Annotated in this window: 29 protein-coding genes; 3 read left to right on the top strand and 26 right to left on the bottom strand. The window is 68.6% G+C overall.

Going from position 1 to position 20,192, the window contains the following annotated elements; all coding sequences use genetic code 11:
• Position 1 precedes the first annotated feature (1 nt).
• The 3 genes from glmM to rplM all read right to left on the bottom strand — a co-directional run bounded on the left by glmM (position 2) and on the right by rplM (position 2,573).
• Positions 2–1,360: a phosphoglucosamine mutase gene (glmM, locus tag JEK78_RS13880; RefSeq protein WP_200258919.1), complete on the bottom strand. Its 1,359-nt coding sequence runs from the start codon at positions 1,358–1,360 to the stop codon at positions 2–4.
• A 214-nt stretch (positions 1,361–1,574) separates the two neighbouring features.
• Positions 1,575–2,087, bottom strand: coding sequence for a 30S ribosomal protein S9 (gene rpsI, locus JEK78_RS13875; protein ID WP_200258917.1), 513 nt, complete (start codon positions 2,085–2,087; stop codon positions 1,575–1,577).
• 42 nt (positions 2,088–2,129) lie between these two features.
• Positions 2,130–2,573, bottom strand: coding sequence for a 50S ribosomal protein L13 (gene rplM / locus JEK78_RS13870; protein WP_200258915.1), 444 nt, complete (start codon positions 2,571–2,573; stop codon positions 2,130–2,132).
• 671 nt (positions 2,574–3,244) lie between these two features.
• Here rplM and JEK78_RS13865 point away from each other — a divergent pair.
• A complete protein-coding gene (locus JEK78_RS13865) occupies positions 3,245–4,123 on the top strand; it encodes a hypothetical protein (RefSeq protein ID WP_200258913.1) in 879 nt (292 codons plus the stop codon).
• A 374-nt stretch (positions 4,124–4,497) separates the two neighbouring features.
• Here JEK78_RS13865 and JEK78_RS13860 read toward each other — a convergent pair whose 3' ends face one another.
• Entirely contained in the window at positions 4,498–4,860 is a 363-nt protein-coding gene (locus JEK78_RS13860; RefSeq protein WP_200258911.1) for a hypothetical protein, read from the bottom strand.
• Positions 4,857–5,615: a phosphotransferase gene (locus JEK78_RS13855; protein WP_347341186.1), complete on the bottom strand. Its 759-nt coding sequence runs from the start codon at positions 5,613–5,615 to the stop codon at positions 4,857–4,859. The genes JEK78_RS13860 and JEK78_RS13855 overlap by 4 nt, the downstream gene beginning before the upstream one ends.
• A 291-nt stretch (positions 5,616–5,906) precedes the next feature.
• Between JEK78_RS13855 and JEK78_RS13850 the strand changes: the two genes are divergently transcribed.
• Positions 5,907–6,431 (top strand): GNAT family N-acetyltransferase, encoded by a 525-nt coding sequence (locus JEK78_RS13850; RefSeq protein WP_200258909.1) that lies wholly within the window; start codon positions 5,907–5,909, stop codon positions 6,429–6,431.
• Between the two features lie 65 nt (positions 6,432–6,496).
• On the opposite strand, the gene JEK78_RS13845 is transcribed toward JEK78_RS13850, so the two are convergent.
• Both JEK78_RS13845 and truA read right to left on the bottom strand, forming a co-directional pair.
• Positions 6,497–7,003, bottom strand: coding sequence for a hypothetical protein (locus tag JEK78_RS13845; protein WP_200258907.1), 507 nt, complete (start codon positions 7,001–7,003; stop codon positions 6,497–6,499).
• 152 nt (positions 7,004–7,155) lie between these two features.
• Entirely contained in the window at positions 7,156–8,010 is an 855-nt protein-coding gene (truA, locus tag JEK78_RS13840; protein ID WP_200258904.1) for a tRNA pseudouridine(38-40) synthase TruA, read from the bottom strand.
• A 251-nt stretch (positions 8,011–8,261) separates the two neighbouring features.
• Between truA and JEK78_RS13835 the strand changes: the two genes are divergently transcribed.
• The gene (locus JEK78_RS13835; protein ID WP_200258902.1) at positions 8,262–8,675 is read left to right on the top strand and encodes a hypothetical protein; all 414 of its coding nucleotides are present in this window, start codon (positions 8,262–8,264) and stop codon (positions 8,673–8,675) included.
• Between the two features lie 335 nt (positions 8,676–9,010).
• On the opposite strand, the gene rplQ is transcribed toward JEK78_RS13835, so the two are convergent.
• The 19 genes from rplQ to rplN all read right to left on the bottom strand — a co-directional run bounded on the left by rplQ (position 9,011) and on the right by rplN (position 20,080).
• On the bottom strand, positions 9,011–9,517 hold the full coding sequence (rplQ, locus tag JEK78_RS13830; protein ID WP_200258900.1) for a 50S ribosomal protein L17: 507 nt from the start codon (positions 9,515–9,517) through the stop codon (positions 9,011–9,013).
• Positions 9,518–9,692: 175 nt separating this feature from the next.
• Entirely contained in the window at positions 9,693–10,715 is a 1,023-nt protein-coding gene (locus tag JEK78_RS13825; RefSeq protein WP_069171149.1) for a DNA-directed RNA polymerase subunit alpha, read from the bottom strand.
• Positions 10,716–10,857: 142 nt separating this feature from the next.
• Positions 10,858–11,262, bottom strand: coding sequence for a 30S ribosomal protein S11 (gene rpsK, locus JEK78_RS13820; protein WP_003948617.1), 405 nt, complete (start codon positions 11,260–11,262; stop codon positions 10,858–10,860).
• Positions 11,263–11,327: 65 nt separating this feature from the next.
• Positions 11,328–11,708 carry a 30S ribosomal protein S13 gene (rpsM, locus tag JEK78_RS13815; protein ID WP_200258898.1) on the bottom strand — a complete coding sequence of 127 codons (381 nt, stop codon included), beginning with the start codon at positions 11,706–11,708 and terminating at the stop codon, positions 11,328–11,330.
• A 195-nt stretch (positions 11,709–11,903) separates the two neighbouring features.
• Positions 11,904–12,017, bottom strand: coding sequence for a 50S ribosomal protein L36 (gene rpmJ / locus JEK78_RS13810; protein WP_003974245.1), 114 nt, complete (start codon positions 12,015–12,017; stop codon positions 11,904–11,906).
• A gap of 67 nt (positions 12,018–12,084) precedes the next feature.
• Positions 12,085–12,306, bottom strand: a complete 222-nt coding sequence (gene infA / locus JEK78_RS13805; RefSeq protein WP_003948620.1) for a translation initiation factor IF-1 — start codon at positions 12,304–12,306, stop codon at positions 12,085–12,087.
• 146 nt (positions 12,307–12,452) lie between these two features.
• Positions 12,453–13,289 (bottom strand): type I methionyl aminopeptidase, encoded by an 837-nt coding sequence (gene map / locus JEK78_RS13800; RefSeq protein ID WP_200258895.1) that lies wholly within the window; start codon positions 13,287–13,289, stop codon positions 12,453–12,455.
• Between the two features lie 236 nt (positions 13,290–13,525).
• Positions 13,526–14,179: an adenylate kinase gene (locus JEK78_RS13795; protein ID WP_200258893.1), complete on the bottom strand. Its 654-nt coding sequence runs from the start codon at positions 14,177–14,179 to the stop codon at positions 13,526–13,528.
• On the bottom strand, positions 14,179–15,492 hold the full coding sequence (secY, locus tag JEK78_RS13790) for a preprotein translocase subunit SecY (RefSeq protein WP_200258890.1): 1,314 nt from the start codon (positions 15,490–15,492) through the stop codon (positions 14,179–14,181). Before secY ends, JEK78_RS13795 begins: the two co-directional genes overlap by 1 nt.
• A gap of 241 nt (positions 15,493–15,733) precedes the next feature.
• On the bottom strand, positions 15,734–16,189 hold the full coding sequence (gene rplO / locus JEK78_RS13785) for a 50S ribosomal protein L15 (RefSeq protein WP_200258888.1): 456 nt from the start codon (positions 16,187–16,189) through the stop codon (positions 15,734–15,736).
• 2 nt (positions 16,190–16,191) lie between these two features.
• The gene (gene rpmD, locus JEK78_RS13780) at positions 16,192–16,374 is read right to left on the bottom strand and encodes a 50S ribosomal protein L30 (RefSeq protein WP_200258886.1); all 183 of its coding nucleotides are present in this window, start codon (positions 16,372–16,374) and stop codon (positions 16,192–16,194) included.
• A 2-nt stretch (positions 16,375–16,376) separates the two neighbouring features.
• Positions 16,377–16,982 (bottom strand): 30S ribosomal protein S5, encoded by a 606-nt coding sequence (gene rpsE, locus JEK78_RS13775; protein ID WP_200258884.1) that lies wholly within the window; start codon positions 16,980–16,982, stop codon positions 16,377–16,379.
• Between the two features lie 66 nt (positions 16,983–17,048).
• Positions 17,049–17,432: a 50S ribosomal protein L18 gene (gene rplR / locus JEK78_RS13770; protein WP_200258883.1), complete on the bottom strand. Its 384-nt coding sequence runs from the start codon at positions 17,430–17,432 to the stop codon at positions 17,049–17,051.
• A gap of 3 nt (positions 17,433–17,435) precedes the next feature.
• A complete protein-coding gene (gene rplF / locus JEK78_RS13765; protein ID WP_200258882.1) occupies positions 17,436–17,975 on the bottom strand; it encodes a 50S ribosomal protein L6 in 540 nt (179 codons plus the stop codon).
• A gap of 24 nt (positions 17,976–17,999) precedes the next feature.
• Positions 18,000–18,398 (bottom strand): 30S ribosomal protein S8, encoded by a 399-nt coding sequence (gene rpsH / locus JEK78_RS13760; protein ID WP_200258880.1) that lies wholly within the window; start codon positions 18,396–18,398, stop codon positions 18,000–18,002.
• Positions 18,399–18,637: 239 nt separating this feature from the next.
• A complete protein-coding gene (locus JEK78_RS13755; protein ID WP_003956452.1) occupies positions 18,638–18,823 on the bottom strand; it encodes a type Z 30S ribosomal protein S14 in 186 nt (61 codons plus the stop codon).
• A gap of 5 nt (positions 18,824–18,828) precedes the next feature.
• A complete protein-coding gene (gene rplE / locus JEK78_RS13750; protein WP_200258879.1) occupies positions 18,829–19,386 on the bottom strand; it encodes a 50S ribosomal protein L5 in 558 nt (185 codons plus the stop codon).
• The gene (rplX, locus tag JEK78_RS13745; RefSeq protein WP_200258877.1) at positions 19,386–19,709 is read right to left on the bottom strand and encodes a 50S ribosomal protein L24; all 324 of its coding nucleotides are present in this window, start codon (positions 19,707–19,709) and stop codon (positions 19,386–19,388) included. Before rplX ends, rplE begins: the two co-directional genes overlap by 1 nt.
• Before the next feature lie 2 nt (positions 19,710–19,711).
• On the bottom strand, positions 19,712–20,080 hold the full coding sequence (gene rplN / locus JEK78_RS13740; protein ID WP_003998823.1) for a 50S ribosomal protein L14: 369 nt from the start codon (positions 20,078–20,080) through the stop codon (positions 19,712–19,714).
• Positions 20,081–20,192 lie beyond the last annotated feature (112 nt).

Raw genomic sequence — 20,192 nt, 5'->3', positions numbered from 1 at the left:
GTCAGCCCAGGGCCGACTTCACCGAGTCTGCGAGGCGGCCGGCGACGGAACGGGCCTGTTCGAGGTCGGGCGCCTCGACCATCACCCGGACCAGGGGCTCGGTGCCGGAGGGGCGCAGCAGCACCCGCCCCGAGGCGCCGAGTTCACGCTCCGCCTCGGCGACCGCGGTGGCCAGTTCGGCGGAAGTCGCCACCCGCGACCGGTCGACGTCGGACACGTTGACGAGGACCTGGGGCAGCCGCTCCATGACGGAGGCCAGGTCCCGCAGGCTCCGTCCGGTCTGGGCGACCCGGGCGGCCAGCATCAGGCCGGTCAACGTGCCGTCGCCGGTGGTGGCGTGGTCCAGGATGATGACGTGGCCGGACTGCTCGCCCCCCAGGGCGAAGCCGCCCTCCTTCAGTCGTTCCATGACATACCGGTCGCCGACAGCGGTCCGCACCACCCGGACCCCCTCGCGCTCCATCGCGAGCGTGAAGCCCAGGTTGGACATCACGGTGGCGACGACGGTGTCGTGGCGCAGCGCCGACCGCTCGCGCATCGCCAGGGCGAGCACGGCGAGGATCTGGTCACCGTCCACCTCGGCGCCGGTGTGGTCCACCGCCAGGCAGCGGTCGGCGTCACCGTCGTGGGCGATGCCGAGATCGGCGCCGTGCTCGACCACGGCGGCCTTGAGGAGATCCAGGTGAGTGGAGCCGCAGCCGTCGTTGATGTTGAGGCCGTCCGGTTCGGCGCCGATGGTGACGATCTCGGCCCCGGCCCGGGCGAACGCCTCGGGTGAGACACGGGCGGCGGCGCCGTGCGCCTCGTCGAGGACGATCCGCAGGCCGTCCAGTCGCTCCGGCAGGACGCCGATCAGATGGGCGACGTACTGGTCGAACCCCTCGCCGTACTCCCGGACCCGCCCCACGCCGGCGCCGGTCGGACGGTCCCAGGGGGCCCCGGTGCGGTGCTCGGCGTAGACCGCCTCGATGCGATTCTCCAACTCGTCGGCGAGCTTGTGTCCACCGCGGGCGAAGAACTTGACTCCGTTGTCCGGCATGGCGTTGTGGCTGGCGGAGAGCATGACGCCGAGGTCGGCGCCGAGAGCACCGGTGAGGTAGGCCACCGCCGGTGTCGGCAGGACCCCGACCCGCAGCACGTCCACGCCGGCGCTGGCCAGGCCCGCGACTACCGCCGCCTCCAGGAACTCCCCCGACGCCCGCGGGTCGCGGCCGACCACCGCCGTCGGCCGGTGGCCCTCGAAGGTGCCGGCCTCGGCCAAGACGTGCGCCGCCGCGACCGACAGACCCAGCGCCATCTCGGCCGTCAGGTCCGCGTTGGCGACGCCGCGCACACCGTCCGTACCGAAGAGTCGTCCCACTTGTCCTCCCGAGAAAGCTTCGTCCGGAGCGGACGGCGGTGCGGCCCGCACATCCGCTTCCGGTCACGGGCACAGGCCGGCGCCCGTCCCTACGATCACACAGGCCATGGGGCCTCTGACGCCGGTTATACGCCCGGCGACGGCGATAGACGAAACGCCCCGGCGGCACACAGGCGTGCCGCCGGGGCGTTCGGAGTACGCGCGAGCGCGTCGACTAGCGCTTGCTGTACTGCGGAGCCTTGCGGGCCTTCTTGAGACCGGCCTTCTTCCGCTCGACCGCGCGGTCGTCGCGGCGGAGGAAGCCGGCCTTCTTCAGCGGGCCGCGGTTGTTGTCGACGTCCGCCTCGTTCAGGGCGCGGGCGACACCGAGACGGAGGGCACCTGCCTGGCCGGAGACGCCGCCACCGGCGATGCGGGCGACCACGTCGTAGCGGTCCTCGAGCTCCAGCACCTTGAAGGGCTCGTTGACTTCCTGCTGGTGCACCTTGTTCGGGAAGTAGTCCTCGAGGGTGCGGCCGTTGATCTTCCACTTGCCGGTGCCCGGGATGATCCGGACGCGGGCGATGGCGTTCTTCCGGCGGCCCAGGCCGGCGGCCGGCTGCGCCTCGCCGAAGCGGGAGGCCATGGACTCCGAGGTGTACTCGCCCTCGACGGGAACCTCGGACTCGGTGGTGTAGCTGTCGATGTCAAGCTCTTCGAGCGGCTGCTCGGCAGTGGTCTCGGCCACGATTCTCCTCGGAATTCTGTTCGGTCTTGGGGGTGGCCGGACTTACTGCGCGACCTGGGTGATCTCGTACGGCTGCGGCTGCTGCGCGCCGTGCGGGTGCTGGTCACCCTTGTAGACCTTCAGCTTCGAGAGCATCTGACGGCCCAGGGAGTTCTTGGGGAGCATGCCCTTGACGGCCTTCTCGACGGCCTTCTCGGGATTCTTGTCCAGCAGCTCGTCGTAGCGGACGGAGCGCAGACCGCCCGGGTAGCCGGAGTGGCGGTACGCCATCTTCTGGGTGCGCTTGTTGCCGGACAGGTGCACCTTGTCGGCGTTGACGATGATGACGAAGTCACCGGTGTCGACGTGCGGCGCGTAGATCGGCTTGTGCTTGCCCCGCAGGAGCGTGGCGGCGGTGGAGGCGAGACGCCCCAGGACAACGTCCTGGGCGTCGATGACGTGCCACTGGCGCGTCACATCGCCGGGCTTGGGGCTGTACGTACGCACGGTTCGTAGCCTTCGCTTCGAGTGAATGGTCCTGAACAGGTCACCGAAACGATCACGACAGCCTCGACCGCACCACGGTGACGCAAACCGCGTGCCGATCGCTGGTCATCGGCCCGGTGGACCGGTGTAAGGGCCCGTCCCGTGAGAATGAGCAAGCCAATACACAACGAACAAGCAGACTACCGGGGCGGCCGGACCGGGTCAAAACGCGGCGGCACCGCCGCCACCACGCCCGCACCACCCCCACACTCGCCGTGACCACGCGAAGACGTCGAGTGAGCGCCGCCCCCCGGCCGCCCCGCGCGCATCGGCTGTCACCGGCGAACGCGACGCCGGGACGCCGAACACCCCTCCCCCGCGCCCACGCGGGATTCCGGGTCCCGGCGGGACGTCGACGAGGGCATCACGGCACGCCAGGCGTGCCCCGCCGCTCGGACCACCACGTGTGCGGGTACTCACGCGTGTACTCCGCACGCCCTCCGGCGCGCCTCCGCCTAGCGCCCCCGCCCCGAGCACGCGCGGACCGAGCACGCGCGGACCGCCCGGACCGCCCGGACCGCCCGGACCGCCCCAGGATGCCTGGTTCGACCTCCACCGGAGTCGAACACCCCAGCTCCCGGCCCCGATTGGGAGGGACGGACCGGGAGGGCGACCCGTCTAAGATGCGCTGCATGAGCTTTGGGCAGGGGGGACCCGAGTCCCGTTGGGATCCCTGGAAACCGGAAACCGAGCAGCCCTGGGGCGGCGACGGCGGACGGACACCGGACTGGGCGGCGCTCGCCGAGGCGTCCGAGACCCGCCAGAAACGGCGCCGGGTGCTGTTCGTCGCGGGGGGCGCGCTGGCCACCGTCGGCGTGGCCGTCGCCGTGGCACTCGCCGTCGTGTCGGCCGACGGCGACGACACCGCGACCGGCGACCCCACCGGGCTGCCGTCGGCCGCGGACCTGCCGAGCGCCGGAGCCACCGCCCCCTCCTTCGCCCCCACCAGCGCTCCGCCGCCCCTGAACCCGAAGGACTTCGTCGCCAGCGCCTCGAAGGACAAGGCCCCACTGGACACGGACAGCCTCTTTCCCGGCACCCAGCTCACCGTCGACGACGTCGTGTACCGCAAGGGGCCGACCGCCGACACCCGCACCTGCTCCTCCGCCGCGCGCAACGACCTGCCCGCGATCCTCGACGCCAACGACTGCGCGCGCCTGATCCGGATCACCTACTCCGCGGACGACGTGGCGGTCACCGTCGGCGTCGCGGTGTTCGACAGCGCCGCACAGGCCACCAAGACCAAGAGCGAGGTGGACGGCAAGAGCATCGTGCGGTCCCTGTCCGGAGGCGGCGTGGCAGACTTCTGCAACGGCGCCGTCTGCCGGTCGACCGCCAACTCCTATGGCAGGTACGCCTACTTCACCCTGGCCGGTTTCACCGACGGCACGGACGTGACCGAGAAGGACACCGAGGTCTTCCGGGCCGGCGACGACCTGGCCGAGTTCACCTTCCGGCAGATACTCCAGCGCGGTCAGGCCCAAGCCTCTGCCGCGGCCGAGGCAGACTGACTCTCGCCACGTTCCCCGGTCGGGCACAGGGCGACGAAGTCGTCGCAGTACCTCACCCATACCCCCAGTCGACGCCCCTCGCCCTGCCACACCTCGTGACTCCACCCTCCAAGGCACGAGCTCGGCTCCTTCTTGACCCGGCTCACGCGGGTCGGTGCCAACGACGCTGCGGGCTTCACTTGACGTTGCGGTGATGCCCATGGCCCGGACCGTGGCCGGCGCCTCCCGTAGCAGACTGGCGGCGCACTTGCCGGAGTTGGCCGAGCCCTTGCGCGGACTGGTGGCCACAATGACCGGCGCGCGGGTGGGGGAATTCACGGCGACGATCTGGAAGTGCGCCCGCGCTGCTTGGTGTAGCCGAGCGAGGCGCCCTGCTAGGCCGTGGAGTCGATGTCCACGGACGCACCCTCGTCCCCGCGCAGGACCAGACCGGCGCGGGCGGCCAGGCGGCAGGTGAACGCCTTTGTGCTGTAATTCAGTTGGCGCACGCGCCTCCAGGTGAGGGCAAGCACGAACGATCGCAGTGTGGATGGCGCCCGCACCTCGCCGAACAGACGCGGCAGCCCGCCATGGCGCGGAACGTCCAGGTCGTCGATGCTGCCCGCCCCGGCTGTCCGGTGCCGCAAGAGGCTGCATGTGGAGGTGGCCGTGGCCAGCAGGATGAAGGTTTTGTCTGCGCGGTCGGCGCAGGAGTTGTGCAGATCAATCTTGCGTTTTCGCGATGGGAAACCGCTCAACACGCAGCGGCGTCGATGATGATTGCCCGAAGACGTGCTCGGCACTCGGCGACGAAGGTGGGGAAGGTGTGCCAGTAGTAGGAGATGCCGCTGACGCCCACCGCGATCGCCCAGGCGCGGGCCCGGGCCCAGGTCGCATCGTCGAGGTTCAAGGTGTCCCGGTAGGCCTGCCGTGCTTGTGTCGGCAGGTCCCAGAGCGTGGAGTGCTCGGCGTCGGGAAAGCCGACCGAGAGTCCTCCGAAGTCGATGACTGCGTGGAGCTTGCCTTCCCGGACCAAAAGGTTGGTCGGCTTGAGGTCGCCGTGGAGCCACACGTGAGGTCTGGAAGGCTCGGGTAGTGTGAGCGCGGCCCTCCACATCTGTTCGAGGGAGTCAACGTCGAGTTCAGAACCCACAGTGGTTCGGCAATCGTCGAGACACCTCGCGATCCACTGGCTGCATGGCCCCAAGCTGCCTCCGCGGTACCAGCTGAGGTCATCCACGCGAGTCGCTCCCATGAGGTCGACGCTGTGGAGTTCCCTCACGATCGCCGCCAGGTCGACTCCGAAGGCGGCCCAGTCCTGGACGGTATCCAGGCTGGCCTCGTCGCCGTCAATCCAGCGGTAGACCGACCAGACGAGCGGGAAGACGTCGGTGGGGGTCCCAGCATGGATGGGCTCGGGAATAGGGCATGACAGGAAGGGCGCTAGGCGGGGAAGCCATTCCTGCTCTTTTCGCAAGGAATATCCCTTCTGGGTAGTTCGTGGCAGTCGCACGAGCAGGTCATCGCCCAGCCGATACCGACTGGGATCTCATCCTCGTGAAGCGTCACGTCGGAAATCTCACCGCAAGAGGGGAACGGGAGGCAAGTGACTTTCTGAACGAGGCGGGTTCGCCGAAACAAGGACGCGCCGAAGGTGGCAAACGACAGACTTTCGCGGACGAGCTGGATTCGAACTGCTCCGCAAGATGATGCTGCTTCAGTGAGGCTCCGCGACCATTCCCCAAGATCTGTGCCAGAGCCGCGACTCTTGATCGCTGCCGAGTCTGTTGATTGGCTGGCCGGCATGACTGATCTTGGACCCGTCGCCTGGCCACCTGCCCCGATCAGGACCGAGAGGCTCGTGCTCCGTGGGTCCGAGGCCCGAGACCGTGCGGCGTTCATCGAGTTGCACGCCTCGCCGGAGGTGCACACCTACCTCGGCGGCTCCCGGCCGCGTGACGAGCTAGAACGCGAGATGGCCGAGGCGCCCGGGCGGTGTCCGGGGAGTTTCGTCGTCGATCTCGATGGAGCGATGATCGGCCAGATCCTGCTCAGGAGAGCACCGGAGCACCGTCGCCCGGCTGCTGCGGGGAAGGCCGATCTCGGTTACCTGTTCCTGCCGCGGGCATGGGGATTCGGATACGCCGCCGAGGCGTGCGCGGCGGCACTCGACTGGTTCGACGGCGTCCTTCCCGGCGAGCCGGTGGTGCTCGCCACCCAGACCGCCAACGTCGGCTCGATGCGCCTCGCCGCAAAGCTGGGGTTTACCGGTCGTTCTCGTGTCGGCCGTAGCGAGGGTGCCGTAGCCGTCGGGCGATCTCGGCGTTGAAAAGGCTGCGGTCCCAGACCGTTCGCTGTGCTTGCTGAAGGGCCCTTTGAACACCGGGAGTTGACCTACCTGACCGAGCCGGCCGCCGCCCGGTGGGCCGAGACGGTGAACTGCCCCGGCGCCTGTTCGGCCAGCCAGCCCAGCTCGACCAGCCGCTTCAGCTTCGACCGCGTCGCCTCGATCTTCGAGGTCTGGGCGGGCAGCCCGATCCTGGGCACGATCTGCTTCGCCTGCACCGCCCCCGGCGCGTCGTCGATCACGTCCACGATGTCGCGGTAGACCGGCGGGAGATCCGCGCTGGTCATCCCCTCCCGCCAGAAGGTCACGGTCTGCACCCCCACCACCCGGCCCCCGCCCACCGGCTCGGTCTCCGCCGGCGGCGGGTCCATTTCGAGGGCCACTCCCTCGGCCGCGAGTTCCTCCAGAGTCTCCCGCGTCACCGTCAGCCGATCCAGCCGGCCCCGCTCGGCCTCCAGCCGAATACTCAACGCGGCCATCTCCCGCTCGAGTTCCTCCACCCGCAACCGCACCGCCGCCTGGCGTTCCTCCAGCTCACCGATCCACGAGCCCATCCGGCACCCCCTCTACCGCCACGGTAGAGGGGGTGCCACCCCACCCACACCCGGATCAGCGAAACCCCAGCTCAACCGTCCCTGGAAAGGATCCGCACCCATGAGTGAACGGGCCCTCGACACCGGCCCACCGGGTCGGCGGACCCGTCGATTCAGCAGCAACCGGGCCGGGGCAGCGTCCGCCGGTTCCGGGCCTCCCGACTCCGCTCGGCCAGCAGATCGTCGGCCGGATAGCCGACCTCCTCCAGGGTCAGTCCGTGCGGTCGCACGACGTGCACGGCCGAGTCCCGCACCCCGGCCCGCAGCACCCGCCCCGGCCAGTCCGACGGGCGGTGCCCGTCCCCCACGAACAGCAGCGCGCCGATCAGCGAGCGGACCATGTTGTGGCAGAAGGCGTCGGCCACGACCGTCGCCGTCACGACGCCGTCATCGTCGCGAACCAGGCTCAGTCGACGCAGCGTCCGGATGGTCGTGGCGCCCTCGCGCTTCTTGCAGTACGCGGCGAAATCGTGCTCGCCGAGCAACCCGCTCGCCGCCTCGTTCATCGCGTCGACGTCCAGCGGCCAGGCGTGCCACAGCACGTGGTCGCGCAGGAGGGGGTCCACACCGCCGGGGTTGTCGGTGACGCGGTAGGCGTAGCGACGCCAGACGGCGGAAAAGCGCGCGTCGAACCCGGCGGGGGCCTCGCGGAGCGCCCATACCCGCACGTCCCTGGGGAGCCTCCCCGCGAGCCGCTTGACGAGCCTGCCGCGGTGCTCCGCCCAGACCTCCGCGGGCAGGTCGACGTGGGCGACCTGCCCGCGGGCGTGCACCCCCGCGTCCGTGCGGCCGGCGACGGTCAACTCGTACGCCCGGGCGGATCGGGTGACGGTGCGCAGGGCGTCCTCGATCTCCCCCTGTACGGTGCGCCTCCCGCCGGCCTGCCTGGCCCAGCCGTGGAAGGCGGAACCGTCGTAGGACAGATCGAGGCGGACACGGACATCGCCGGGTGCGGGTGCGTCACTCACGGCACAGATCCTCTCAGAGCGCCAGGGCGAACCGACCTCGGAGCCCGCTTCGGCCTCCCGCCGGTCACGACATGGTCCACGCCACACGGACATTATTGAAAACGACAGTCATATTCATATAACCTTCAGATCATGCCGGAACGGGCGCCAACGGCCTTGAAACCGCCCCGATTCGGCATCCCCTACCCCCTATCGCCGCGCTTCGCGCGGCGGGTGCCGCCCGACGGGCGGCACCCGGTGAAAGGAACCCCATGAACTCGCTCGCCAAGGTGCTGACCGTCTCCGCCGTCACCGGCGCACTCGTCCTGAGCGGCACCGGCGCCATGGCCGCGACCGCGGACGGCCACTCCGCGGTCGCCGCTTCCACCTCGGTCGCCGCCCCGCAGGGCGTGGGCGCGGCCTCGGCCTCCGCCGCCCGAGTCGGCTACACCTTCGACCACGCCACCACCGCCGCGCTCTACCAGTACGCGGTGACGCAGTCCACCAGCGCCTTCAAGGCTCTCTGCGAGTCCACCCTCCCCGCCTCCACCGGCGCCGTGCTCTGCCCGATGCTCTCCGGCTCGCTGAGCGGAGTGGCGGCACTGGGCGCCCCCGGTCCGCAGGACAAGCTCTACGTCGGCGTGCAGCTGGGCTGGCCGCCCCTGGTGGTCAAGTACGTCCGATAGGGATCGGCTCGACGTGGACGGCGGTCGGGGGGTGACCGGACCGCCGTCGAACGGACTCGACCGCGATCCGGGGAGGTCTGCGGGAGAGTCGGGGGGCGCGCGGCGGGAGGCCGGGCCGGAGATCTCCGGCCCGGCCTCCCGCCGTGGTCGTACACGCCCGGAACGGGACGACGGACTCGGTCGGCCGCCTCGCGACCGGCTCGACGGCCACGTCCGTTCCCTCACGAAGACGGCGGAAGGGGCCCGTTCCCCTGAAGGAACGGGCCCCTTCCGCCGTGCCGGTGGGACGGCGTCACGGACCTCCGCGGAGAGGCGACGCCGCCCCTGGTCGGGACTCAGGCGTCCTTGGACTCCTCGGCGGCGTCCTCGGCCTTGGTCACGTCGACCTTGGTCTCGGCCGCATCGGCGGTCTCGGTGGCCTCGGCGTCCTGCGCCGAGCGCTTCGTGGCGGCCTCGGCCTCGCCGACGGCCTCCTGTCGCACGGTGAGAGCCTCGACCAGCTCGATGACGGCCATCGGCGCGTTGTCGCCGCGGCGGTTACCGATCTTGGTGATCCGGGTGTAGCCGCCGGGACGGTTCTCGTAGCGGGGGCCGATCTCGGTGAAGAGCGTGTGGACGATGCTCTTGTCCGTGATGACCTGGAGCACCTGACGGCGGTTGTGAAGGTCGCCCTTCCTCGCCTTGGTGATCAGACGCTCGGCGTAGGGCCGCAGGCGGCGGGCCTTCGCCTCGGTGGTGGTGATCCTGCCGTGCTCGAAGAGGCTCTTCGCGAGGTTCGCGAGGAGCAGCTTCTCGTGCGCGGCGCTGCCGCCCAGACGGGCACCCTTGGTGGGCCTCGGCATGGTGTCTCTCCTCAGTGTCTGCCCCGGCCGTGTCAGGTACCGGGGTCAGGATCCGATCAGGCGGTCGCCTGCCGGATCTCCGGATCGGGCCCTTCGCCCTCTCCGGAGAGGGCGCGGGGAGCGACGCGCGTCGCGTCGCCCCACCGCACCCGAGTCGGGCCGGTCGGCCGGACTCTCAGTACTGCTCGGTCTCGACGAAACCGGCGTCCGCGTCGTCGTCGGCACCGAAGGCGTCGGCCGCGGCGGTCGGGTCGAACCCGGGGGGCGAGTCCTTCAGCGCGAGGCCCATTCCGGCCAGCTTCGCCTTGACCTCGTCGATGGACTTCGCACCGAAGTTGCGGATGTCGAGCAGGTCCGCCTCGGAGCGAGCGACCAGCTCGCCCACGGAGTGGATGCCCTCGCGCTTGAGGCAGTTGTAGGACCGGACGGTCAGCTCCAGCTCCTCGATCGGCAGCGCGAGGTCGGCGGCCAGGGCGGCGTCCGTCGGGGACGGACCCATGTCGATGCCCTCGGCGTCGATGTTCAGCTCGCGGGCGAGACCGAACAGCTCGACCAGCGTCTTGCCGGCGGAGGCCATGGCGTCGCGCGGACGCATCGCCTGCTTGGTCTCCACATCGACGATCAGCTTGTCGAAGTCGGTGCGCTGCTCGACACGGGTGGCCTCGACCTTGTAGGTGACCTTGAGCACCGGCGAGTAGATCGAGTCGACCGGGATCCGGCCGATCTCCTGGCCGAGCTGCTTGTTCTGCACCGCGGAGACGTAGCCGCGACCGCGCTCGACGGTCAGCTCCATCTCCAGCTTGCCCTTGCCGTTCAGCGTGGCCAGGACGAGGTCCGGGTTGTGCACCTCGACACCGGCCGGGGGCGCGATGTCGGCGGCGGTGACCAGCCCGGGACCCTGCTTGCGCAGGTACATCACGACGGGCTCGTCGTGCTCCGAGGAGACGACCAGCTGCTTGATGTTGAGGATGAGGTCGGTGACGTCCTCCTTGACGCCCGGCACGGTGGTGAACTCGTGCAGGACACCGTCGATCCGGATGGACGTGACGGCGGCGCCCGGGATCGAGGACAGGAGGGTCCGACGCAGGGAGTTGCCGAGGGTGTAGCCGAAGCCCGGCTCCAGCGGCTCGATGACGAACCGGGAGCGGAACTCGTCGACGACCTCTTCGGTCAACGAGGGACGCTGAGCGATCAGCATGGGGTGATCAGTTCCTTCAGTCGTGGGCGCCCGCTATATGACACCCGACGGGTCCGCACCGGGAGCGGTGCGGGTACTGCAAGGGTACGGGCGATACGGCCCGGATGAGCCGTACCGCCCGAGAACCTCGCCGCGAAGCGCGTCAGACGCGACGACGCTTCGGCGGACGGCAGCCGTTGTGCGGGGTGGGGGTGACGTCCTGGATGGAGCCCACCTCCAGACCCGTGGCCTGCAGGGAGCGGATCGCGGTCTCACGACCGGAACCCGGGCCCTTCACGAACACGTCGACCTTGCGCATGCCGTGCTCCTGGGCGCGGCGGGCGGCGGACTCCGCGGCCATCTGCGCGGCGAACGGCGTGGACTTCCGCGAGCCCTTGAAGCCGACGTGGCCGGCGGAGGCCCAGGAGATCACGTTGCCGGTCGGGTCGGTGATCGAGACGATGGTGTTGTTGAACGTGCTCTTGATGTGCGCGTGGCCGTGAGCGACGTTCTTCTTTTCCTTGCGGCGCACCTTCTTGGCAGCGCCCTGACGTCCCTTGGGGGGCATCTTCAGTCTCCTACGGGGAGGTGGTCGGTCCTACAGCGAAGACCGTGGACGGCGTCCGCTGCGGACTACTTCTTGCCCGGCTTCTTCTTGCCGGCGATGGCGCGACGCGGGCCCTTGCGGGTACGGGCGTTGGTGCTGGTGCGCTGACCGCGGACGGGCAGGCCGCGACGGTGCCGCAGACCCTGGTAGGTACCGATCTCGACCTTGCGGCGGATGTCGGCCTGGATCTCGCGGCGGAGGTCGCCCTCGGTCCGGAAGTTGTTGTCGACGTACTCGCGGATCGCGACGAGCTGCTCCTCGGAGAGGTCGCGAACGCGGGTGTCGGGGTCGACACCGGTGGCGGCCAGCGTCTGCTGGGAGAGGGTTCGGCCGATGCCGAACACATAGGTGAGGGCGATCTCCACGCGCTTGTCGCGCGGGATGTCGACACCGGAAACGCGTGCCATTCAATGGCTCCTGGTGATATTCGGAGGTCTTCCACAGGACCGCCCCCAGCCGCCGTACGAGGTACGAACTGGGTCCCCGGCCTCCGAGCCGGGGGTGTCGGGCACGTACGTGCCCGGGGCCTGCGTATGAACATGTTCAGCTCGCGTCGCGCGAATCCCTGCGAATGCGGTGCGGAGGGAGCGGTCTGTCGTGCGTCAGCCCTGGCGCTGCTTGTGGCGCGGGTTGTCGCAGATGACCATGACCCGACCGTGACGGCGGATCACCCTGCACTTGTCGCAGATCTTCTTGACGCTCGGCTTGACCTTCATGGGATGTGAGGTTCTCCGGGCTCGGTTGCCGGCCGCCCCGCGCCTGCGCGCGGGACATGGGCAAGATCTACTTGTATCGGTAGACGATCCGGCCACGCGTCAGGTCGTACGGAGAGAGCTCCACCACGACCCGGTCGTCAGGGAGGATACGGATGTAGTGCATGCGCATCTTGCCGCTGATGTGTGCCAGGACCTGGTGGCCGTTCTGGAGCTCGACCTTGAACATGGCGTTCGGAAGAGACTCGACGACAGTGCCCTCGATCTCGATGGCACCTTGCTTCTTGGCCACGCTTCGCCCTTCGAATCGACTACCTTGATCGACCCCAGCACGTTGTTCGCCGCATGTGGACATACGGGCGCACCGGAGTCGACGCGTCAGTCTACGCCGGCACCCACGGAAAGGCGAAACGACTAATCCGCCCCCGAGGTGGCCGCTCAGGCCAGCGGGTCGGGGGCGGCGGTGACGCCGTACTCGGCGAGCTTGGCCCGACCCCCGTCGGGGGCGGTCAGCACCAGGGGGCCCTCCTCGGTGAGCGCGACCGAGTGCTCCCAGTGGGACGACCAGGTGCCGTCGGTGGTGACGACCGTCCACTCGTCCTCCAGGACGACGGTCTTCGGGGTGCCGAGGGACACCATCGGCTCGATGGCCAGGCAGAGACCCGGGACCAGCTTCGGCCCCTTGCCCCGACGGCGCTCCACGTAGTTCAGCAGATGCGGGTCCATGTGCATCTCGGTGCCGATGCCGTGGCCGCCGTAGTCCTCGATGATCCCGTAGCGACCGCCGCCGGGCCTGGGCTGCCTGCGGATGTAGGTCTCGATCGCGCGGGAGATGTCGACCAGGCGGTTGCCCTGGCGCATCGCCGCGATACCGGCCCACATGGACTCCTGGGTGACCCGGGACAGCTCGACCACCTCCGGGGCGTGGCCGGATCCGACGAAGGCGGTGTAGGCGGCGTCGCCGTGCCAGCCGTCGATGATGGCCCCGCAGTCGATGGAGATGACGTCGCCGTCGCGAAGGACCGTCTTCTCCGAGGGGATGCCGTGCACGACGACCTCGTTCACCGAGGTGCAGATCGTGGCGGGGAACCCGCCGTAGCCGAGGAAGTTCGGCTTGGCGCCGTGCTCGGCGAGGACCTCGCGGGCCACCTGGTCGAGGTCCTCGGTGGTGGCGCCGGGCACGGCGGCCTCGCGGGTGGCCGCGTGCATCGCGGCGACGACCAACCCCGCCTCACGCATCTTGGCGATCTGCTCGGGGGTCTTGATCTGCACCATGACGGCGGCGGCCTTTCTGGACCTGGAAGAAGGGGACTACACCACGATACGGGCCCGGGCGTCGACGCACCGGGGTCGGATTCCACGCCGCCGACGGCGGACAGGGGGGAACCCTCGGGGTTCGCGAGCGAGCGGGACTCCGGCGGAGTCGGGCGTGTGACGAACGGCACGCGCTTCGCGCGCCGCAGCCGCGGCCCCTCGACGGGAACCGCGGCTGCCTCGGCCGGCGCGAGGGGCTATTCCCCCCGCTTCAGCGCCTCCAACGCCCGGGAGGTGACGTCGTCGACCGCGCCCATCGCGGAGATGGTCACCACCAGGCCCTGCGCCTTGTAGTAGTCGATGATCGGTTCGGTCTTGGTGTGGTAGACCTCGAGCCGCTTGCGGACCGTCTCCTCGGAGTCGTCGTCCCGCTGGTACAGCTCTCCGCCGCAGACGTCGCAGACGCCCTCACGGGCGGGCGGGGTGTGGGTGACGTGGAAGACGTGCGCCGAGTCGTGCCGGCAGACGCGCCGTCCGGCGATCCGCTTCACGACCTCCTCCTCGGGCGCCTCCAGATCCAGGACCGCGTCCAGCGTCATCCGCTCGGTGTCGAGCAGTCGGTCCAGTGCCTCCGCCTGGGAGACGTTGCGCGGGAAGCCGTCGAGGAGGAAACCGCCCTCCGCGTCGGGCTGCTCCATCCGGTCCTTCGCCATGCCGATGGTGACTTCGTCGGGGACGAGGTTGCCGGCGTCCATGTAGGACTTGGCGAGCTTGCCGAGTTCGGTCTGTCGGCTGATGTTGGCGCGGAACAGGTCGCCCGTGGAGATGTGCGGGATGTGCAACGTCTCGGCAAGTCGGGTGGCCTGCGTACCCTTTCCGGCACCCGGCGGCCCGACGAGGACGATTCGCATCAGCGGAGGAACCCTTCGTAATTGCGCTGCTGGAGCTGGCTCTCGATCTGCTTCACCGTCTCCAGACCCACACCCACGATGATCAGGATGCTGGTACCACCGAACGGGAAGTTCTGGTTTGCCCCGAAACCTGCCAACGCCATCGTCGGCACGAGAGCGATCAGACCCAAGTACAGCGAACCCGGCCAGGTGATCCGGTTGAGTACGTAGCTCAGATACTCAGCGGTCGGTCGGCCAGCCCGGATGCCCGGGATGAAGCCACCATACTTCTTCATGTTGTCGGCGACTTCCTCGGGGTTGAAGGTGATCGCCACGTAGAAGAACGCGAAGAACACGATGAGAAGGAAGTACAGGACGATGTGCGCGGCCGCGTCCGTCGCCGCCAGGTTCCGCTCGATCCACAGGGCCCAACCCGCGTCGGAGTTGGAGAACTGCACGATCAGCGCGGGGATGTAGAGGAGTGACGACGCGAAGATCACCGGGATGATGCCCGCCTGGTTGACCTTCAGTGGGATGTACGTCGACGTGCCTCCGTAGGAACGCCGCCCGATCATGCGCTTGGCGTACTGGACCGGGATGCGGCGCTGCGCCTGCTCGACGAAGACCACCAGGCCGATCATGACGAGGCCCACGGCGACCACGGTGCCGAACTCGATCCAGCCGCCCGCCAGGTCGCCCTCCTGCTTGATGGCCCACAGGGCCGCGGGGAACGTCGCCGCGATCGAGATGAACATCAGGATCGACATGCCGTTGCCGATACCGCGGTCCGTGATCAGCTCGCCGAGCCACATCACCAGGGCGGTGCCGGCGGTCATGGCGATCACCATCACGACGGTGGTGAAGATGGCCTGGTCCGGGACGACCTGATTGGCCACCGTGCAACCGGAGAAGAGGGCGCCGCTGCGGGCGGTGGCCACCAGGCCGGTGCCCTGGAGGACGGCCAGCGCCACGGTCAGGTAGCGGGTGTACTGGGTGATCTTCGCCGTACCGGACTGCCCCTCCTTCTTCAGGGCCTCCAGACGGGGGATCACCACGGTGAGCAACTGCAGGATGATGCTGGCCGTGATGTAGGGCATGATGCCCAGCGCGAACACCGTGATCTGCAACAGCGCGCCGCCGCTGAACATGTTGACCAGACCGAAGAGGCCCTGGTTGCCGGACGCCTGGTCCACACACTCCTGAACGGCCGTGTAGTCCACGCCGGGGATCGGGATGTGCGTACCGATCCGGTACACCACGATGATGCCCAGCGTGAAGAGCAGCTTCTTGCGCAGGTCGGGCGTCTTGAACGCCCGGGCGAACGCGGTGAGCACGGTGCCTCCTGCGACCCCCGCGCAACTGCGTCAAGGGCGACGGTCTTGAGGTTGGACTGACGACGGAATACGGAACGGCCGACTGCCGCTCAGAGTGCCCCAAGTGCGGCACCCGTGGAAGTGGGCAGTGCTGGCCACCATACCTGCGCGACCACTGCCCTAGGAACGACCGACCGGGGATACCCCATTTGTGGGGTATCCCCGGTCGGTGTCGCTCAAGTCATCGAGGCGCCCGAAGTGTTCAGACGAGCTCGGTGACGCTGCCGCCGGCGGCGGTGATCTTCTCCTTGGCGGAGGTGGAGGCCTTGTCGACCCGCACCGTCAGCGCCACGGAGATCTCACCCTCACCGAGCACCTTGACCAGGCTGTTCTTGCGAACGGCGCCCTTGGCCACCAGGTCCTCGACCGTGACCTCGCCACCCTGCGGGTAGAGCTTGGCCAAGCGGTCCAGGTTCACCACCTGGTACTCGGTCTTGAAGGGGTTCTTGAAGCCCTTCAGCTTCGGGAGGCGCATGTGCAGCGGCATCTGGCCGCCCTCGAAGCGCTCCGGAACCTGGTAGCGGGCCTTCGTGCCCTTGGTACCACGACCGGCCGTCTTACCCTTGGACGCCTCACCACGACCCACACGGGTCTTGGCGGTCTTGGCGCCCGGGGCGGGACGGAGGTTGTGGATCTTGAGCGGGTTCTGCTCCGCCATGATCAGTCGACCTCCTCGACCGACACGAGGTGGCGGACGGTGTGCACCATGCCGCGGAACTCGGGACGGTCCTCCTTGACGACCACGTCGTCGACCTTCTTCAGGCCGAGCGAACGCAGGGTGTCACGGTGGTTCTGCTTGCTGCCGATGTAGGACTTGACCTGCGTGATCTTCAGCTGAGCCATGATCACGCACCCGCCCCGGCACGCGCCCGCAGCAGGGCCGCGGGAGCGACGTCCTCGAGCGGCAGACCGCGACGGGCCGCGATCTCCTCGGGACGCTGAAGACCCCTCAGGGCCTCCACGGTCGCGTGCACGATGTTGATCGCGTTGTCGGAGCCGAGCGACTTCGACAGCACGTCGTGGATGCCCGCGCACTCCAGCACGGCGCGCACCGGTCCACCGGCGATCACACCGGTACCGGGCGACGCCGGCTTGAGCAGCACGACACCGGCGGCCTTCTCACCCTGGATCGGGTGCGGGATGGTGCCCTGGATCCGGGGGACCTTGAAGAAGTGCTTCTTGGCCTCCTCCACACCCTTGGCGATGGCGGCCGGCACCTCCTTGGCCTTGCCGTAGCCGACACCCACGGTGCCGTCGCCATCGCCCACCACGACCAGCGCGGTGAAGCTGAAGCGACGACCACCCTTCACAACCTTGGCGACGCGATTGATCGCGACGACACGCTCGACGTAAGCGGTCTTCTCGGCGGCGGCTGCGCCACCGTCACGGCCCTTCCGGTCCCGCCGCTCGCCGCCACCGGCACCGCTACCGCGGCGCTGGGGTCCAGCCATTGGAATTACCTCTCTCTGTTTCCGCTAGCCACACGACAGCGATTGGCCGCTGCCGCGACGGGCGGCTTAGAACTTCAGCCCGGCTTCGCGAGCGGCGTCCGCGAGGGCGGCGATGCGCCCCGCGTACTGGTTGCCGCCACGGTCGAACACGACGGCCTCGACACCGACGGCCTTGGCACGCTCGGCGACCAGGGCCCCGACCTGCTTGGCCTGCGCGGACTTGTCGCCCTCGCCGGAACGGATCGAGCTGTCCAGGGAGGACGCCGAAGCCACGGTGTGGCCCTTCAGGTCGTCGATCACCTGCGCCACGATGTGGCGGTTGGACCGGGTCACGACCAGACGGGGACGCTCCGCGGTACCGGAGACCTTCTTGCGGATCCGGATGTGGCGGCGCTTGATCGAGGCGCGCTTGTAGGCATCGCCCTTGAGGATCTTCTGCCCGTATGCCATGGCTTACTTACCCGCCTTTCCGACCTTGCGGCGGATGACTTCACCCTCGTACTTGACGCCCTTGGCCTTGTACGGGTCGGGCTTGCGCAGCTTGCGGATGTTGGCGGCGACCTCACCGACCTTCTGCTTGTCGATGCCCTCGACCGAGAACCGGGTCGCGGACTCCACCTTGAAGGTGATGCCCTGGGGGGCCTCGACCAGGATCGGGTGGCTGTAGCCGAGGGAGAACTCCAGGTTCGAGCCCTTGGCGACAACGCGGTAACCGACACCGCTGATCTCGAGCTTCTTCGCGTACCCCTGGGTCACGCCGGTGATCATGTTCGCCACCAGCGTGCGGGACAGGCCGTGAAGGGCCTTGTTCTGACGCTCGTCGTTGGGGCGGGTGACGCTCAGGACGCCGTCCTCACCCTTGACGACCTCGATCGGGGCCACGACGGTGTGGGTCAGCTCGCCCTTGGGGCCCTTGACCTTGACCGTACGGCCGTCGATGGTGACGTCCACGCCGGCGGGAACCGCGATGGGGAGCTTGCCGATGCGCGACATAGCTGTTTCCTCCGTTCCCTTCCGCTACCAGACGTAGGCGAGGACTTCCCCACCCACGCCCTTCTTGCCGGCCTGCTTGTCGGTGAGGAGCCCGTGCGACGTGGAGATGATCGCCACGCCCAGGCCGCCGAGCACCTTCGGCAGGTTGGTGGACTTCGCGTACACCCGGAGACCGGGCTTGGAGATCCGCTTGATGCCCGCGATGGAGCGCTCACGGTTGGGACCGAACTTCAGGTCCAGGACGAGGCTCTTGCCGACCTCGGCGTCCTCGACCTTCCAGCCCGTGATGAAGCCCTCCTGCTGGAGGATCTCCGCGATGTGAGACTTGATCTTCGAGTGCGGCATGGCCACGGAGTCGTGGTACGCCGAGTTCGCGTTGCGCAGACGCGTGAGCATGTCTGCGATCGGATCAGTCATGGTCATGAATTGGCCTTCGGCCTCTCTCGCCGTGGTTTCCCGGTGCGCCGTCCCTCTCCCCGATCCGAGACGGGACGGGTGCGGCGCGGTGGACCTACGGCGTAGTAAGCATTCGATGAGCGGACCTGGGTCCGCGTGGCGTACGGGCACGGCAGGCGCCCAACCCCACAAGCCTAAGGCATGCGAGGCGGGCGCTCCGCCGTACCCAGATGCTTACCGAGAGCCCTGGGCGTCCCCTGAGGGGACTACCAGGAGCTCTTGGTCACGCCCGGCAGCTCGCCGCGGTGAGCCATCTCACGAAGGCACACGCGGCAGAGGCCGAACTTGCGGTAAACGGAGTGCGGACGGCCGCAGCGCTGGCAGCGGGTGTACGCGCGCACACCGAACTTGGGCTTGCGAGCAGCCTTCGCGATGAGAGCCTTCTTCGCCATCTCGCTCACGCCTCCTTGAACGGGAAGCCGAGGTGACGGAGCAGCGCGCGGCCCTCTTCGTCGTTGGTCGCCGTGGTGACCACGGTGATGTCCATACCCCGGACGCGGTCGATCTTGTCCTGGTCGATCTCGTGGAACATGACCTGCTCCGTGAGACCGAAGGTGTAGTTGCCCCGGCCGTCGAACTGCTTGGGGGACAGGCCGCGGAAGTCGCGGATGCGCGGGAGCGCGAGCGACAGGGTGCGGTCCAGGAACTCCCACATGCGGTCGCCACGGAGGGTGACGTGGGCGCCGATCGGCTGACCCTCGCGCAGCTTGAACTGCGCGATGGACTTCCGGGCCTTGGTGACGGCCGGCTTCTGACCGGTGATCGTGGTCAGGTCGCGGACGGCGCCCTCGATGAGCTTCGAGTCACGGGCGGCGTCGCCGACGCCCATATTGACCACGATCTTGACGAGACCGGGGATCTGCATGACGTTCTCGTAGGAGAACTCCTCACGCAGCTTGCCCGCGATCTCCTCGCGGTACTTCTGCTTCAGACGCGGAGTCGTGGTGGTAGCCATCAGATGTCCTCACCCGTCCGCTTGGCAACGCGGATCTTGTTGCCTTCGTCGTCGAAGCGGTAGCCGACGCGGGTCACGACCTTCTGGCCGTCCTTCTCCACGACCAGCTGGACGTTGGAGACGTGGATCGGCGCCTCGGTGGTGACGATGCCCCCGGCCTGCGAACCACGAGCCGTCGGCGCGGCCTTGGTGTGCTTCTTGACCCGGTTGACACCCTCGACCAGGACACGCTCGTCGCGCGGGAAAGCGGCGATGACCTTGCCCTGCTTGCCCTTGTCCTTGCCGGTGATGACCTGGACCAGGTCGCCCTTCTTGATCTTCATGCTCACAGCACCTCCGGCGCGAGGGAGATGATCTTCATGAACTTCTTCTCGCGCAGCTCACGGCCGACCGGGCCGAAGATACGGGTGCCACGAGGGTCGCCGTCGTTCTTCAGAATGACGGCGGCGTTCTCGTCGAAGCGGATGTACGAGCCGTCGGGACGGCGGCGCTCCTTGACGGTGCGAACGATGACCGCCTTGACGACGTCACCCTTCTTCACGTTGCCACCGGGGATCGCGTCCTTGACGGTGGCGACGATGACGTCACCGATACCCGCGTAGCGGCGACCGGAGCCACCGAGCACACGGATGCAGAGAATCTCCTTCGCACCCGTGTTGTCGGCGACGCGCAGTCGCGACTCCTGCTGGATCACGTCTATCTCCTGATCGTCTGCCGGTTCCCCGGGGGGCGCTCCTCACGAGCGACCCCCGGAGCCTGGCGGAACTGACCTGCGGGTTTTCCCCACAGGCGTCTCTAGGGGGAAT

Origin of the sequence: Streptomyces sp. HSG2 (assembly GCF_016598575.1) — a bacterium.
Classification (GTDB): Bacteria; Actinomycetota; Actinomycetes; order Streptomycetales; family Streptomycetaceae; genus Streptomyces.
Note: the sequence above shows the minus strand (reverse complement) of the source record. Positions and strands in the feature narration are given on the sequence as shown.

Excerpts from the sequence above, each read along its gene's own strand:
- JEK78_RS13865 (WP_200258913.1), top strand. The coding sequence starts at position 3,245 with ATGAGCTTTGGGCAGGGGGGACCCGAGTCCCGTTGGGATCCCTGGAAA.
- JEK78_RS13850 (WP_200258909.1), top strand. The coding sequence starts at position 5,907 with ATGACTGATCTTGGACCCGTCGCCTGGCCACCTGCCCCGATCAGGACC.
- JEK78_RS13845 (WP_200258907.1), bottom strand. The coding sequence starts at position 7,003 with ATGGGCTCGTGGATCGGTGAGCTGGAGGAACGCCAGGCGGCGGTGCGG.
- JEK78_RS13835 (WP_200258902.1), top strand. The coding sequence starts at position 8,262 with ATGAACTCGCTCGCCAAGGTGCTGACCGTCTCCGCCGTCACCGGCGCA.
- rplQ (WP_200258900.1), bottom strand. The coding sequence starts at position 9,517 with ATGCCGAGGCCCACCAAGGGTGCCCGTCTGGGCGGCAGCGCCGCGCAC.
- JEK78_RS13825 (WP_069171149.1), bottom strand. The coding sequence starts at position 10,715 with ATGCTGATCGCTCAGCGTCCCTCGTTGACCGAAGAGGTCGTCGACGAG.
- rpsK (WP_003948617.1), bottom strand. The coding sequence starts at position 11,262 with ATGCCCCCCAAGGGACGTCAGGGCGCTGCCAAGAAGGTGCGCCGCAAG.
- rpsM (WP_200258898.1), bottom strand. The coding sequence starts at position 11,708 with ATGGCACGCGTTTCCGGTGTCGACATCCCGCGCGACAAGCGCGTGGAG.
- rpmJ (WP_003974245.1), bottom strand. The coding sequence starts at position 12,017 with ATGAAGGTCAAGCCGAGCGTCAAGAAGATCTGCGACAAGTGCAGGGTG.
- map (WP_200258895.1), bottom strand. The coding sequence starts at position 13,289 with ATGGTGCAGATCAAGACCCCCGAGCAGATCGCCAAGATGCGTGAGGCG.
- JEK78_RS13795 (WP_200258893.1), bottom strand. The coding sequence starts at position 14,179 with ATGCGAATCGTCCTCGTCGGGCCGCCGGGTGCCGGAAAGGGTACGCAG.
- rplO (WP_200258888.1), bottom strand. The coding sequence starts at position 16,189 with ATGGCGGAGCAGAACCCGCTCAAGATCCACAACCTCCGTCCCGCCCCG.
- rpmD (WP_200258886.1), bottom strand. The coding sequence starts at position 16,374 with ATGGCTCAGCTGAAGATCACGCAGGTCAAGTCCTACATCGGCAGCAAG.
- rpsE (WP_200258884.1), bottom strand. The coding sequence starts at position 16,982 with ATGGCTGGACCCCAGCGCCGCGGTAGCGGTGCCGGTGGCGGCGAGCGG.
- rplR (WP_200258883.1), bottom strand. The coding sequence starts at position 17,432 with ATGGCATACGGGCAGAAGATCCTCAAGGGCGATGCCTACAAGCGCGCC.
- rplF (WP_200258882.1), bottom strand. The coding sequence starts at position 17,975 with ATGTCGCGCATCGGCAAGCTCCCCATCGCGGTTCCCGCCGGCGTGGAC.
- rpsH (WP_200258880.1), bottom strand. The coding sequence starts at position 18,398 with ATGACCATGACTGATCCGATCGCAGACATGCTCACGCGTCTGCGCAAC.
- JEK78_RS13755 (WP_003956452.1), bottom strand. The coding sequence starts at position 18,823 with ATGGCGAAGAAGGCTCTCATCGCGAAGGCTGCTCGCAAGCCCAAGTTC.
- rplE (WP_200258879.1), bottom strand. The coding sequence starts at position 19,386 with ATGGCTACCACCACGACTCCGCGTCTGAAGCAGAAGTACCGCGAGGAG.
- rplX (WP_200258877.1), bottom strand. The coding sequence starts at position 19,709 with ATGAAGATCAAGAAGGGCGACCTGGTCCAGGTCATCACCGGCAAGGAC.